This is a genomic window from Serratia liquefaciens ATCC 27592 (assembly GCF_000422085.1).
Taxonomy (GTDB): domain Bacteria; phylum Pseudomonadota; class Gammaproteobacteria; order Enterobacterales; family Enterobacteriaceae; genus Serratia; species Serratia liquefaciens.
The window spans coordinates 5,156,523-5,170,122 of the sequence record NC_021741.1 but is presented as its reverse complement, the minus strand read 5'-3'; the positions used below and the strand labels follow the sequence as shown (position 1 = coordinate 5,170,122).

The 13,600-nt window shown below is 51.5% G+C and carries 10 protein-coding genes and 2 rRNA genes; 8 read left to right on the top strand and 4 right to left on the bottom strand.

The annotated features are described in order from the left end of the window. The first annotated feature begins 239 nt into the window (after positions 1 to 239). Positions 240 to 3,147 (top strand): 23S ribosomal RNA (locus tag M495_RS24050). 102 nt (positions 3,148 to 3,249) lie between these two features. Continuing rightward, a 5S ribosomal RNA gene (rrf, locus tag M495_RS24045) occupies positions 3,250 to 3,365 on the top strand. Positions 3,366 to 3,434: 69 nt separating this feature from the next. Here rrf and mobB read toward each other — a convergent pair. Beyond that, on the bottom strand, positions 3,435 to 3,956 hold the full coding sequence (gene mobB / locus M495_RS24040) for a molybdopterin-guanine dinucleotide biosynthesis protein MobB (RefSeq protein WP_020837686.1): 522 nt from the start codon (positions 3,954 to 3,956) through the stop codon (positions 3,435 to 3,437). After that, positions 3,949 to 4,542 carry a molybdenum cofactor guanylyltransferase MobA gene (mobA, locus tag M495_RS24035; protein ID WP_020837685.1) on the bottom strand — a complete coding sequence of 198 codons (594 nt, stop codon included), beginning with the start codon at positions 4,540 to 4,542 and terminating at the stop codon, positions 3,949 to 3,951. The genes mobB and mobA overlap by 8 nt, the downstream gene beginning before the upstream one ends. A 151-nt stretch (positions 4,543 to 4,693) precedes the next feature. Here mobA and M495_RS24030 point away from each other — a divergent pair, with 151 nt between their 5' ends. The 3 genes from M495_RS24030 to dsbA all read left to right on the top strand — a co-directional run bounded on the left by M495_RS24030 (position 4,694) and on the right by dsbA (position 6,708). Beyond that, positions 4,694 to 4,963: a YihD family protein gene (locus tag M495_RS24030; RefSeq protein ID WP_041415746.1), complete on the top strand. Its 270-nt coding sequence runs from the start codon at positions 4,694 to 4,696 to the stop codon at positions 4,961 to 4,963. A gap of 105 nt (positions 4,964 to 5,068) precedes the next feature. After that, complete coding sequence (locus M495_RS24025; protein WP_020837682.1) at positions 5,069 to 6,055, top strand: serine/threonine protein kinase; 987 nt, start codon at positions 5,069 to 5,071, stop codon at positions 6,053 to 6,055. Between the two features lie 29 nt (positions 6,056 to 6,084). Continuing rightward, a complete protein-coding gene (gene dsbA, locus M495_RS24020; RefSeq protein ID WP_020837681.1) occupies positions 6,085 to 6,708 on the top strand; it encodes a thiol:disulfide interchange protein DsbA in 624 nt (207 codons plus the stop codon). 48 nt (positions 6,709 to 6,756) lie between these two features. Here dsbA and M495_RS24015 read toward each other — a convergent pair whose 3' ends face one another. Beyond that, positions 6,757 to 7,647: an acyltransferase gene (locus M495_RS24015; RefSeq protein WP_020837680.1), complete on the bottom strand. Its 891-nt coding sequence runs from the start codon at positions 7,645 to 7,647 to the stop codon at positions 6,757 to 6,759. Between the two features lie 496 nt (positions 7,648 to 8,143). Between M495_RS24015 and polA the strand changes: the two genes are divergently transcribed. After that, complete coding sequence (gene polA, locus M495_RS24010; protein WP_020837678.1) at positions 8,144 to 10,936, top strand: DNA polymerase I; 2,793 nt, start codon at positions 8,144 to 8,146, stop codon at positions 10,934 to 10,936. Positions 10,937 to 11,143: 207 nt separating this feature from the next. Continuing rightward, the gene (locus M495_RS26295) at positions 11,144 to 11,191 is read left to right on the top strand and encodes a spot 42 RNA, inhibition of DNA synthesis (protein WP_071892919.1); all 48 of its coding nucleotides are present in this window, start codon (positions 11,144 to 11,146) and stop codon (positions 11,189 to 11,191) included. Between the two features lie 276 nt (positions 11,192 to 11,467). On the opposite strand, the gene yihA is transcribed toward M495_RS26295, so the two are convergent. Continuing rightward, positions 11,468 to 12,118 carry a ribosome biogenesis GTP-binding protein YihA/YsxC gene (yihA, locus tag M495_RS24005; protein ID WP_020837676.1) on the bottom strand — a complete coding sequence of 217 codons (651 nt, stop codon included), beginning with the start codon at positions 12,116 to 12,118 and terminating at the stop codon, positions 11,468 to 11,470. 752 nt (positions 12,119 to 12,870) lie between these two features. On the opposite strand from yihA, the gene yihI reads away from it, so the two are divergent. Next, positions 12,871 to 13,419, top strand: a complete 549-nt coding sequence (gene yihI / locus M495_RS24000) for a Der GTPase-activating protein YihI (protein WP_020837675.1) — start codon at positions 12,871 to 12,873, stop codon at positions 13,417 to 13,419. The last annotated feature ends 181 nt before the right edge of the window (positions 13,420 to 13,600 follow it).

Here is a 13,600-nt window from a genome sequence, read left to right as displayed (position 1 = left end):
AATGAGTGAAAGACATTATCACCGGTTCTTGGAACCGAAAACATCTTAAAGATGACTCTTGCGAGTCGTGTTTAAGATATTGCTCTTTAACAATCTGGAACAAGCTGAAAATTGAAACATGACAGCTGAAACTTATCCCTCCGTAGAAGTATTGGGGTAAGGATTAACCTGTCATAGAGTCTCTCAAATGTAGCAGCACGAGAGTGTTCTCTGTTTACAGAAACACCTTCGGGTTGTGAGGTTAAGTGACTAAGCGTACACGGTGGATGCCTAGGCAGTCAGAGGCGATGAAGGGCGTGCTAATCTGCGATAAGCGTCGGTAAGGTGATATGAACCGTAATAACCGGCGATACCCGAATGGGGAAACCCAGTGCAATTCGTTGCACTATCGTTAAGTGAATACATAGCTTAACGAGGCGAACCGGGGGAACTGAAACATCTAAGTACCCCGAGGAAAAGAAATCAACCGAGATTCCCCCAGTAGCGGCGAGCGAACGGGGAGGAGCCCAGAACCTGAATCAGTTCTTGTGTTAGTGGAAGCGTCTGGAAAGTCGCACAGTAAAGGGTGATAGTCCCGTACACTAAAATGCATTAATTGTGAGTTCGATGAGTAGGGCGGGACACGTGACATCCTGTCTGAATATGGGGGGACCATCCTCCAAGGCTAAATACTCCTGACTGACCGATAGTGAACCAGTACCGTGAGGGAAAGGCGAAAAGAACCCCGGCGAGGGGAGTGAAATAGAACCTGAAACCGTGTACGTACAAGCAGTGGGAGCACCTTCGTGGTGTGACTGCGTACCTTTTGTATAATGGGTCAGCGACTTATATTTTGTAGCAAGGTTAACCGTATAGGGGAGCCGTAGGGAAACCGAGTCTTAACTGGGCGAATAGTTGCAAGGTATAGACCCGAAACCCGGTGATCTAGCCATGGGCAGGTTGAAGGTTGGGTAACACTAACTGGAGGACCGAACCGACTAATGTTGAAAAATTAGCGGATGACTTGTGGCTGGGGGTGAAAGGCCAATCAAACCGGGAGATAGCTGGTTCTCCCCGAAAGCTATTTAGGTAGCGCCTCGTGAACTCATCTTCGGGGGTAGAGCACTGTTTCGGCTAGGGGGCCATCCCGGCTTACCAAACCGATGCAAACTCCGAATACCGAAGAATGTTATCACGGGAGACACACGGCGGGTGCTAACGTCCGTCGTGAAGAGGGAAACAACCCAGACCGCCAGCTAAGGTCCCAAAGTCATGGTTAAGTGGGAAACGATGTGGGAAGGCATAGACAGCCAGGATGTTGGCTTAGAAGCAGCCATCATTTAAAGAAAGCGTAATAGCTCACTGGTCGAGTCGGCCTGCGCGGAAGATGTAACGGGGCTAAACCATGCACCGAAGCTGCGGCAGCGACGCTTAGGCGTTGTTGGGTAGGGGAGCGTTCTGTAAGCCGTTGAAGGTGGCCTGTGAGGGTTGCTGGAGGTATCAGAAGTGCGAATGCTGACATAAGTAACGATAAAGCGGGTGAAAAGCCCGCTCGCCGGAAGACCAAGGGTTCCTGTCCAACGTTAATCGGGGCAGGGTGAGTCGACCCCTAAGGCGAGGCCGAAAGGCGTAGTCGATGGGAAACAGGTTAATATTCCTGTACTCGGTGTTACTGCGAAGGGGGGACGGAGAAGGCTAGGCTAGCCGGGCGACGGTTGTCCCGGTTTAAGCGTGTAGGGGGAGTGACCTGGTAAATCCGGTTACTTATTAACCCTGAGGCGTGATGACGATGCACTACGGTGCAGAAGTAGTTGATGCCAAGCTTCCAGGAAAAGCCTCTAAGCATCAGGTAACACAGAATCGTACCCCAAACCGACACAGGTGGTCAGGTAGAGAATACCAAGGCGCTTGAGAGAACTCGGGTGAAGGAACTAGGCAAAATGGTGCCGTAACTTCGGGAGAAGGCACGCTGGCGCGTAGGTGAAGAGACTTGCTCTCGGAGCTGAAGCCAGTCGCAGATACCAGCTGGCTGCAACTGTTTAATAAAAACACAGCACTGTGCAAACACGAAAGTGGACGTATACGGTGTGACGCCTGCCCGGTGCTGGAAGGTTAATTGATGGGGTCAGCCGCAAGGCGAAGCTCTTGATCGAAGCCCCAGTAAACGGCGGCCGTAACTATAACGGTCCTAAGGTAGCGAAATTCCTTGTCGGGTAAGTTCCGACCTGCACGAATGGCGTAATGATGGCCAGGCTGTCTCCACCCGAGACTCAGTGAAATTGAACTCGCTGTGAAGATGCAGTGTACCCGCGGCAAGACGGAAAGACCCCGTGAACCTTTACTATAGCTTGACACTGAACATTGAGCCTTGATGTGTAGGATAGGTGGGAGGCTTTGAAGCGTGGACGCCAGTCTGCGTGGAGCCAACCTTGAAATACCACCCTTTAATGTTTGATGTTCTAACTCGGCCCCATAATCTGGGGTGAGGACAGTGTCTGGTGGGTAGTTTGACTGGGGCGGTCTCCTCCCAAAGAGTAACGGAGGAGCACGAAGGTTAGCTAATCACGGTCGGACATCGTGAGGTTAGTGCAAAGGCATAAGCTAGCTTGACTGCGAGAGTGACGGCTCGAGCAGGTACGAAAGTAGGTCTTAGTGATCCGGTGGTTCTGAATGGAAGGGCCATCGCTCAACGGATAAAAGGTACTCCGGGGATAACAGGCTGATACCGCCCAAGAGTTCATATCGACGGCGGTGTTTGGCACCTCGATGTCGGCTCATCACATCCTGGGGCTGAAGTAGGTCCCAAGGGTATGGCTGTTCGCCATTTAAAGTGGTACGCGAGCTGGGTTTAGAACGTCGTGAGACAGTTCGGTCCCTATCTGCCGTGGGCGTTGGAAGATTGAGAGGGGTTGCTCCTAGTACGAGAGGACCGGAGTGAACGCACCACTGGTGTTCGGGTTGTCATGCCAATGGCACTGCCCGGTAGCTAAGTGCGGAAAAGATAAGCGCTGAAAGCATCTAAGCGCGAAACTTGCCTCGAGATGAGTCTTCCCTGGGCCTTTAAGGTCCCTGAAGGAACGTTTAAGACTAAGACGTTGATAGGCTGGGTGTGTAAGTGCAGCGATGCATTGAGCTAACCAGTACTAATGATCCGTGAGGCTTAACCTTACAACACCAAAGGTGTTTTAGAGAGATTGTAGAGATTTTCAGCGAGTTCCGAGATTGGTTTCAATGGCTACGGGAGTAGCGGTTGGAATGAAACAGAATTTGCCTGGCGGCAATAGCGCGGTGGTCCCACCTGACCCCATGCCGAACTCAGAAGTGAAACGCCGTAGCGCCGATGGTAGTGTGGGGTCTCCCCATGCGAGAGTAGGACACTGCCAGGCATCAATTAAGCCAAGAGGCCATCCGCAAGGATGGCCTTTTTGCTATGTGCAAAAGAAAAAATGGCGCAGCTAGGCTGCGCTTTTTAACCAGTCCCCGATAAAGTCAGCGATGCACTCTGGGTCATTAAGATCCAACAGTGGGGCATTTCCAGTGATTGGCCGATCGCTGGCAATGGCGATCACAAACTCGTCCAGCATATCCTCCAGTGGTTTACCCACCTCTTCACGATAGAGAATGATTTTACTGATGGGCTCATGCTTGAACCCTTCGACTAAAATGATATCCACCTTGCCAGTATCAAAACGACTCGCCAAATATTGTAGATCCAGTGGGGGTTGTTCCGGCGTTTCTGTCATTAATGCCCAGCGGTTATTGCTGGCGACCAACGTTTGGTCGGCACCGGCTTTGCGCAGTTCATAACTGTCTTTGCCGGGGGTATCGACATCCATATCATGGTGAGTATGTTTAATCAGCCCTACGCGGATTTGCCGCTGCTTTAATAAAGGAATCAATTGTTTAAGCAGAGTGGTTTTGCCCGTGCCGCTATAGGCAGCAATGGCCAGTAGAGGGGGTTGGGAAGGGCTATTCATGGATAATTCCTTTTTCTTTTACCCAACGTTGGCAGTCCTCAAGGGTATTAAGATTGTGGAAGGCCGATTGTTGCCCTTTGAACTCCACCTGCTGTGCACCCGCAGCGTCCAGGAACAGCATCAGCTTGCGTTCCCCGCGGGCCAGATAATCTTCCAACGGAGTCGCCAGACTGGTGTGCAATAGCGCTAGCGTTGGGTGAGCCCGTTCCCCATCACTGGCATAGGCGGCTATCGCACTTCCTTTTTGTTGCCAGAGTTTCTCGATAAGCGTTGCAGGAAAGTCAGGAACATCACAGGGGACAAAGGCCACCCACTCGGTCGTTGCGTATTTCAGGCCGGCCAGCATACCGGCGAGCGGGCCTGAAAAGTCAGGGATCAGATCGCCAATTATCGGCAGGCCACTTTCCCTATACCGTGCTTGATTGCGATTGGCGTTGATGGCTATCGGCCCGACCTGCGGCCGTAGCCGGGCAAGCACGTACTGATACAGGGGGATGCCGGCAACGGGAACCAGACCTTTATCTTCCCCGCCCATGCGAGTGGCACGCCCTCCGGCCAGAATAATGCCGGTAATCTCTTCATGCATATTTCAAATTCCGCATTGTGACTAACGCCATGATTGTAGCGCTAAAGCAGGTATGGCATCAGGATTTACCTTTATTGACAAGCTGCTTCTTTCACTGCGTTGGCAAGCCTGTTACTTTGTGTGTTTATTGATTCTATTGGACAATATTGCGATGAAAACGCACCGCGTAAACGAGCTGATTGAGCTTCTGCACCCGGCCTGGCAGGAAGATCCGGATCTTAATCTGATCCAGTTTTTACAGAGGTTGGCGCAAGAAGCTGGCTTTCAGGGCAATCTGACTGAACTAAGCGATGATATTCTGATCTACCATTTGAAAATGCGCGGCAGCGCCGGCAACGAACAGATCCCCGGTCTGAAAAAGGATTATGAGGAAGATTTCAAAACGGCACTGCTACGCGCCCGTGGCGTGATCAAAGATTAGCATTCGTGCGTTAGGGGTAAGCCGTTGCTCGTGCAACCCGTCATTAATGCTACTATTTCTCAATCCCGGCATTGTGATGTCGCCCAACCGAAACCGAATGTTGTTATGAACAACTCAGCTTTTAATTTTCAGACCCTGTCGCCCGACCTGATTATGGACGCGCTGGAAGGGGTTGGCCTGCGTGTAGACTCCGGGCTAACGGCGCTTAACAGTTATGAAAACCGCGTCTATCAGTTTATGGACGAGGATCGTAAGCGTTATGTGGTGAAGTTTTATCGGCCAGAACGTTGGAGCGCGAAACAAATTGGTGAAGAACACCAGTTCTCCCATGATCTTGCTCTGGCGGAGATCCCTGCAGTTGCCCCATTAGTTCTGCAGGGCAATACGCTGCATACGCACAACGGTTTCTTTTTTACGGTTTTTCCCAGCGTTGGCGGACGGCAGTATGAGATCGACAATCTCGATCAACTGGAGTGGGTTGGCCGTTTCCTGGGGCGCATTCATCAGGTGGGCAGCGAAAGCCTGTTTGTTGAACGTCCGACGATGGGCATCGAGGAGTACCTCACTTTACCGCGTCAGGTTTTGGCGGGCTGCGCGCTGTTGCCCAAAGCGCAGCGTGACAGCTTTCTTGCAGCGACTGACAAGCTGATTGAGGCGATCAAACAGCATTGGCATCAGGATTGGCAGCCGCGGCGTTTGCACGGTGACTGCCATCCGGGCAATATTCTGTGGCGTGATGGCCCACTGTTTGTTGATCTTGATGACGCGCGTAACGGGCCAGCGATACAGGATCTGTGGATGTTGTTGCACGGTGAGCGTCGCGATCGTTTGATGCAGTTAGATATTTTGTTGGAAGCGTACTCAGAGTTTGCTGAGTTTGATCAAAGTGAGTTGGCGTTGATCGAGCCGCTGCGTGCTATGCGTATGGTTTACTACCTGGCATGGGTTGCTCGCCGCTGGCAAGATCCTGCGTTCCCTAAAAGTTTTCCGTGGATGGCGGAGTCTGATTTTTGGTTATCTCAGACGGCGGCATTCACCGAACAGGTTAAGCTGTTGCAGGAGCCCCCTCTGCAGCTGATGCCAATGTATTGAAGCTTTAACACAATGGAGAGTTTAGTCTTATGAAGAAAATTTGGTTGGCGCTCGTTGGCATGGTAATGGCATTCAGTGCCTCGGCTGCGCAGTTTAGCGATGGTACCCAGTATGTCACCCTGGACAAGCCAGTGACGGGTGAACCTCAGGTCCTGGAGTTCTTCTCCTTCTATTGCCCACACTGCTATCAGTTCGAGCAGGTTTATCACGTTTCCGAAAATGTGAAAAAAGCGCTGCCTGCGGGCACTAAAATGACCAAGTACCACGTTGAGTTCCTGGGGCCGTTGGGTAAACAACTGACTCAGGCATGGGCTGTTGCAATGGCGCTGGGTGTGGAAGATAAAGTCAGCCCGCTGATGTTCGAAGCGGTGCAGAAAACCCAGACCGTACAAACGCCTGATGATATCCGCAACGTGTTTGTGAAAGCAGGCGTGAGCGCGGCTGATTATGACGGGGCTCTGAACAGCTTCGTAGTTAAATCCCTGGTGGTTCAACAGGAGAAAGCTGCAGAAGATCTGCAGCTGCGTGGCGTACCGGCGGTATTTGTTAATGGCAAATACATGGTCAAAAATGACGGCCTGGACACCAGTTCGATGGATGCTTACGTGAAGCAATTCGCCGACGTGGTTAAATTCCTCAGCGAGCAGAAGTAACCGAAATTTAAAGTAAAAAAGCCGGCTTAGCCGGCTTTTTTTTAACTTCTATTGCCGTTTCAATCGATCCAGCAATCTGTCTTTATCCTGCCACAGCGTGTTCAGCCAAAGCTGGAAACGTCGCTTGAACTGCTTATCGTTAAAGTAATCGCCATGCATGCTTTCGTCGATTGGCAGCAATTCAACCCTTACCACAATGCGTTTTAACCGGCCGCACAGCATATCCATAAAAGGCCGCTCAGTATTATCTGGATAAAGCAGGGTGACGTTTAACACCTTATCGAACTGCTTACCTAATGCACTGAGTGTAAAAGCAATACCGGCAGCTTTAGGGGCTAATAAATTGCGGTAGGGCGAACGAGTTTTAATTTTCTTGGCTTCGGTAAAACGCGAGCCCTCTACAAAATTAACGATGGTGGTCGGGCGTTTACGAAACTTCTCGCAGGAACGGCGTGTGGTCTCGATATCATTACCGCGCTTTTCAGGGTGTTTGAGCAAATAGGCGCGCGAATAGCGTTTCATGAAGGGCATATCCAGCGCCCAGCAGGCCAGACCGACAAAAGGGACCCAGGCCAATTGCTGTTTAAGAAAGTACTTATTCATTGGAATATGGTTACGGAACAATACGCACAGCACCACAATATCCGACCAGCTTTCGTGATTACTGATCAGCAGATACCAGTTTTTTCGATCCAGGCCTTCCAACCCTTCTATATCCCAGCGCAGTTGGCCGTTAATACGTAATAGCAGCGATAACCCCAGGCACCAGCACCACATCATAAAGTCGGCGAAGGCGGAGATACGTCGCCATACGGCAGGAAAGGGCACCAGTAACTTAATGACGCCGGCGATCGTAATGGGGATCGAACACAGTACGGTGACCAAAATGGCGAGCAGGCTGGAAACGATAAAAATAACAGGGGATAGCAATCTTGGCATGGTTATAGGCTGACGGTTGGTGAGAACAGCGTTACATGCCAGTATGCATGAACAAAAAATATTTTAGCGACATTATAGGGGGAAAATGCCTGCCAACAGTAGCTGTTTTAGAGGGGAAGAAATAGGCATTTGCTGCGTTTTCGTGCAACTTGCTCACCTTGTGCTATGGTAATTGAGGCGCCAAATTTGATTAATAGTGCGATTAAAATCGGGCGCAAGTTATATCCACAAATTGTGTAAAAGTCGATAATAACCTTCAGTTAAAACAGCTCTGTTTAACACAGTGATTTCAATAGGATTTTTATTTTCCATTATAACGATAAACTCATCGTTATAATTTGTTGTCTTTTCTATGCACAAAGTTATCCACAGGCAGGATCTTGCGGATCGCTTTGCAGAATCACATGATTTTCGCCCTTAATGCACGCTAAGGTTCGTCTCAGGCGGCCAGCTATGGCATGCTTACCGTCATGTCCGATCACGATAAAGAAACGCTATGGCCCAGATTGCAGAAAACCCATTAATCCTGGTTGACGGTTCCTCGTACCTCTACCGCGCTTATCATGCCTTCCCTCCGCTGACCAACTCTGCGGGTGAACCTACTGGGGCAATGTATGGCGTGCTGAACATGCTGCGCAGTCTATTGCTGCAGTACCAGCCAAGCCATGTTGCGGTGGTGTTTGATGCCAAAGGAAAAACCTTCCGCGATGAGCTGTTCGCAGAATACAAATCGCACCGGCCGCCGATGCCGGACGACCTGCGTGCGCAAATCGAACCGTTGCACAAAATGGTCAAGGCGATGGGGTTGCCGCTGCTGGTCACGCCTGGCGTAGAAGCCGACGATGTGATTGGCACTTTGGCACTGGAGGCAGAAAAAGCCGGCCATGCGGTGCTGATCAGCACCGGCGATAAAGACATGGCGCAGTTGGTCACACCGAACGTCACCCTGATCAACACCATGAACAACACCATCCTTGGTCCACAGGAAGTGTGCGACAAGTACGGCATTCCGCCGGAGCTGATTATCGACTTCCTGGCGCTGATGGGTGATTCCTCGGATAACATCCCTGGCGTACCTGGTGTTGGCGAGAAAACCGCGCAGGCGCTGTTACAGGGGCTTGGGGGGCTGGATGCGCTCTATGCCAACCTCGATAGCATCGCCACGCTCAGCTTCCGCGGCGCCAAGACCATGGCGGCCAAGCTGGAACAGAACAAAGAGGTGGCTTACCTCTCCTACAAGCTGGCGACCATCAAAACCGACGTCGAACTGGATCTTACCTGCGCCGATCTCGAAGTATCAGCGCTGGATGTCGATGTGCTGCAGCAGTTGTTTAAACAATACGAATTTAAACGCTGGCTGGCGGATGTTGAAGCCGGTATTTGGCTGGAAGGTAAAAAGGGTACCGGCGTGAAAGCTGCCAGTGCGCCAAAGGCGACGGCGGTAGCAGACAAAGCACCTGCCGAAGCGACGTTATCGCAAGAAGGTTATGTCACCATCCTGGATGAAGATACTTTCGTGCAGTGGCTGGAAAAGCTGAAAAAAGCCGAGGTATTTGCGTTTGATACCGAAACCGACGGTTTGGACACCCTGACCGCCAATCTGATCGGCCTGTCGTTTGCCATTGCACCGGGCGAAGCCGCCTATTTGCCGGTAGCGCATGACTATCTAGATGCCCCGGCACAGCTGGATCGCGATTATGTGCTGGCCACCTTGAAGCCGCTGCTGGAAGACGAGAAAGCGCTCAAGGTCGGGCAAAATCTGAAGTTCGATATGGGCCTGCTGGCGCGTTACGACATTACCCTGCGTGGCATTGCCTTCGACACCATGCTGGAATCTTATGTGCTGGACAGCGTGGGCGGTCGTCACGATATGGACAGCTTGTCCGATCGTTACCTCGGCCATAAAACCGTGACCTTCGAAGAGATAGCCGGCAAGGGGAAAAAGCAGCTCACCTTCAACCAGATTGCACTGGAGCAGGCGGCTCCTTACGCTGCCGAAGATGCCGACGTTACCTTGCAATTGCATTTGGCGATGTGGCCGCAATTGAAGGAAAGCGCCGAGCTGCTGAAAGTATTCAATGAGATTGAAATGCCGCTGTTGCCGGTGTTGTCGCACATCGAACGCACCGGGGTGCTGATTGATCAAAGCATTCTGGCCACGCACTCCATCGAATTGACCAAACGCCTGGCCGAGCTGGAAATTCAGGCCCATGAACTCGCGGAAGAGCCTTTCAATCTGGCGTCAACCAAACAGCTGCAGGCGATCCTGTACGAAAAGCAGAAGCTGCCGGTACTGAAGAAAACGCCGGGTGGAGCCCCATCTACTAACGAAGAAGTGTTGGCCGAACTGGCGTTGGATTACCCGTTGCCTAAGGTGATCCTGGAATACCGTGGCTTGGCGAAGCTGAAGACGACCTACACCGACAAGCTGCCGCTGATGATCAATCCGGTCAGTGGCCGGGTGCATACCTCTTATCATCAGGCGGTGACGGCTACTGGACGTCTCTCCTCGAGCGATCCTAACCTGCAGAATATCCCGGTGCGTAACGACGAAGGGCGCCGGATCCGCCAGGCCTTTATTGCTCCTGAGGGTTACCGCATCGTTGCGGCCGACTATTCGCAAATCGAACTGCGCATTATGGCCCATCTGTCACAAGATGAAGGGTTACTGAAGGCCTTTGCGGCCGGTGAGGATATCCACCGTGCCACCGCAGCCGAGGTATTTGGCCTGCCGCTTGATAAAGTGACCAACGAACAGCGTCGCAGCGCCAAGGCAATTAACTTTGGCCTGATTTATGGCATGAGCGCGTTTGGTCTGGCACGCCAATTGGGCATTCCGCGTGGTGAAGCGCAGCGCTACATGGATCTCTACTTCGAGCGCTACCCGGGCGTATTGGAATATATGGAGCGTACCCGCCAGCAGGCTGCCAGTCAGGGCTATGTAAGCACGCTGGACGGCCGCCGTCTCTATCTGCCGGATGTCAGCTCCAGTAACGGCATGCGTCGCAAGGCGGCCGAGCGCGCGGCGATTAACGCCCCTATGCAAGGGACTGCCGCCGATATCATCAAACGTGCGATGATCGAGGTGGACGCCTGGTTGCAAGCTCAGGAAGAGCCGCTGGTGCGTATGATCATGCAGGTACACGATGAATTGGTGTTCGAGGTGCATGAATCGGTGCTGGAAACCTCTAACCAACGCATTCGCGAGCTGATGGAAAATAGCATGACGCTGGCTGTCCCACTGAAAGTGGATGTCGGCGTGGGAGCCAACTGGGACGAAGCCCACTGATTGCGTGGCCGTTCGCTGGCCTCGTTCTTAAAGGATGGGCTAACTGGCGATAACCTAAGCAGTTTTTGTAATTAAGCTACAGGATACGGCGATTGTTTCCCCAACCTCGCCGTTATTACGCGCCAAACTGTGTAAGTAAACTACAAAAAATTCTTTTGCACTGCGAAAAAATCATGTAGAGTTACTGGCGTAGGGTACAGAGGTAAGATGTTCTATCTTTCAGACCTTTTACTTCACGTAATCGGATTTGGCTGAATATTTAGCCGCCCCAGTCAGTATTGACTGGGGCGTTTTTTATTGTAAAAACAAAGCCAAACCATAGGTTCTTCTTATTCGTCCCGCGACCTCTTTCCTTCAGATTTTCCCCCGAAATGGCCTGCTCATCGGATTCTCAATACCAAGTCATCATAAGTATTTATGATGGATTTCAGTCAGAACTGTAATTAGATAACGAAAATAGCCTGGCGCCCGAATAACGCACATAAAAAAGCCGATGCGTTTCCACATCGGCTGTTGCAGCACAGCGGCTTTTTATTCGCTGGCGGCTTCATCATCTTCCGGTAGCACTTCCGGCGGGATCTCGTTAAACCAGGTGTTCAGTTTCTGGCTCAGTTTGTCGACGCCCATTTTTTTCGGTGAGGAGAAGGCCTCAACCTGGATATCACCCATAAACGGCACTACCGCTTCACGCACCATATTCAGTTGCGCCTTACGTGCGCCGGATGCCAGTTTGTCCGCTTTGGTCAGCAGAACCAGAACCGGCGTGCCGACATCGACAGCCCATTGGATCATCTGCTGGTCGAGATCTTTCAACGGATGGCGGATGTCCATCAGCACCACCAGGCCTTTCAGGCAGTTGCGCATTTGCAGGTATTCACCCAGCGCCCGCTGCCATTTGCGTTTCATCTCTTCAGGCACTTCGGCGTAGCCATAACCCGGCAGGTCGACCAGGCGAATGCCTTCTTCCACTTCAAACAGGTTGATAAGCTGGGTACGGCCCGGCGTTTTACTGGTACGCGCCAGGCTTTTCTGGTTGGTCAGGGTATTTAACGCGCTGGACTTACCGGCGTTAGAACGGCCGGCGAACGCAACTTCAATACCTTCATCCCCCGGCAGATGGCGAATATCGGGCGCACTGGTGACGAAATGGGTCACATGATAATTGTAATTCTTGCTGGTCAAAATTTTTCGTCTCCGTGAGGATGGCTAACTGGTTGGCGATTATAACTGCATCAGCGCTAAAAATGGTGTGTTTCTCTGTTTTTAAGCGCCGGGCCAGTTGGGTGTGGCAATTTATGTGGGGCAGGCTTGTGAGACATTTGCCATTCGAATAGGGGGTAATGTCGCTTTTATTCGAAAGTTGTTTTTATTCTTTTTATTATAAAACATGATGTTAATTCTCCGATGCGTATTTTTATCAGCCTATTACGCAGCGGGTGCCTTGAGCCTGACCCCTGATAGCGTAAAGTAAGTTGCAGCACAGGACTGTGCAGGATTAAGGAACATCCGGGAAGGGTGATAAATCTCAGGGAGAGCATGGGACGTGCTAATGAGTACCGGGACGAATAACCGAAGGAATGGGTCTATTTGCATCGGAATTTGCAAATAGCACAGGGATGGTGAAGTTACCGCAATTGGGATGCCGGCAGGAAGCAAACTCAGGAAGAGTGGACACGAACGGATTTCACCATGGATGATTTTCCCTTCAGGATGAAGGAAGTAGTGCGGCAGGGAATGCGCTTATAGCAAAAGGAAAAACCTGGATGTTGAGTGTGCGCACGGAATGCGTAGCAGGAATATCCTTCGAAAGAGGGTGCAAAAAGGCGGCGGGTTTAACCTGCCGCCTTTTTTCTTTGTTCGCTTTCTGCTAGATTCCGCCGCAATCGTATAGCATCTATCTCTATACTGAATCTACATACCTAAGAGCATACGCTATGAACCAGCCATCAAAAGCACCTCGCGCCCCACGCAGCAGCGCGGCGACGTCGAAAACCAAAAAGAAAAGCCGTGTGGAGCTCGATCAGGAAGCCCGTGAGCGCAAGCGTCTGAAAAAGCGCCGTGGTCTTGCTTCCGGTTCTCGCACCCAGGTTGAGTCTGCCAATCAAAAGAACAAGGCCGACGCGCAGACCAAAGATCCGCGTATTGGCAGCAAAGTGCCGGTAGCGCTGGTGGTCGAAGCCAAGCCAAAAGCCAAGCCGCAGCCAAAACCTAAGGCCGAAGCCAAACCACGTCTGTCCCCGGAAGAAGAGCTGGCGAAGCTGGAAAATGATGAGCGTCTGGACGCACTGCTGGATCGTATTGACGACGGCGAGACGCTGAGCGCAGAAGATCAGAGTTATGTTGACCAGACTCTGGATCGCATTGATGCCCTGATGGAACAACTGGGCATTGAGCTGGGCGACGATGAAGACGACGAAGAAGAAGAGAAAAAGGAAGATATCCTGAAACTGCTGAAAGGCGGTAACCCGAAAGACGTAATTTAACGCGTCATGTGGCTGATCCCGTCAATAGCCCTACTCTTGATGTGTTATCTGCTGTGGTTATTCGGTAAACTATGGCGGCTGTCTAAACGCAAAAAGCGTTTTCGCAGCGCTTCCGCGGCCAGACAGCGTAGACAACTGCCCATCTCCCGGCCCGGTAGGAAAAAATATCGGAAGGAGTGAG

What these genes read in the sequence shown, in the direction of transcription:
- M495_RS24025 (WP_020837682.1), top strand. Translation starts at nt 5,069, where the DNA reads ATGAACAACTCAGCTTTTAATTTTCAGACCCTGTCGCCCGACCTGATT.
- M495_RS24030 (WP_041415746.1), top strand. Translation starts at nt 4,694, where the DNA reads ATGAAAACGCACCGCGTAAACGAGCTGATTGAGCTTCTGCACCCGGCC.
- polA (WP_020837678.1), top strand. Translation starts at nt 8,144, where the DNA reads ATGGCCCAGATTGCAGAAAACCCATTAATCCTGGTTGACGGTTCCTCG.
- yihI (WP_020837675.1), top strand. Translation starts at nt 12,871, where the DNA reads ATGAACCAGCCATCAAAAGCACCTCGCGCCCCACGCAGCAGCGCGGCG.
- M495_RS24015 (WP_020837680.1), bottom strand. Translation starts at nt 7,647, where the DNA reads ATGCCAAGATTGCTATCCCCTGTTATTTTTATCGTTTCCAGCCTGCTC.
- dsbA (WP_020837681.1), top strand. Translation starts at nt 6,085, where the DNA reads ATGAAGAAAATTTGGTTGGCGCTCGTTGGCATGGTAATGGCATTCAGT.
- mobB (WP_020837686.1), bottom strand. Translation starts at nt 3,956, where the DNA reads ATGAATAGCCCTTCCCAACCCCCTCTACTGGCCATTGCTGCCTATAGC.
- mobA (WP_020837685.1), bottom strand. Translation starts at nt 4,542, where the DNA reads ATGCATGAAGAGATTACCGGCATTATTCTGGCCGGAGGGCGTGCCACT.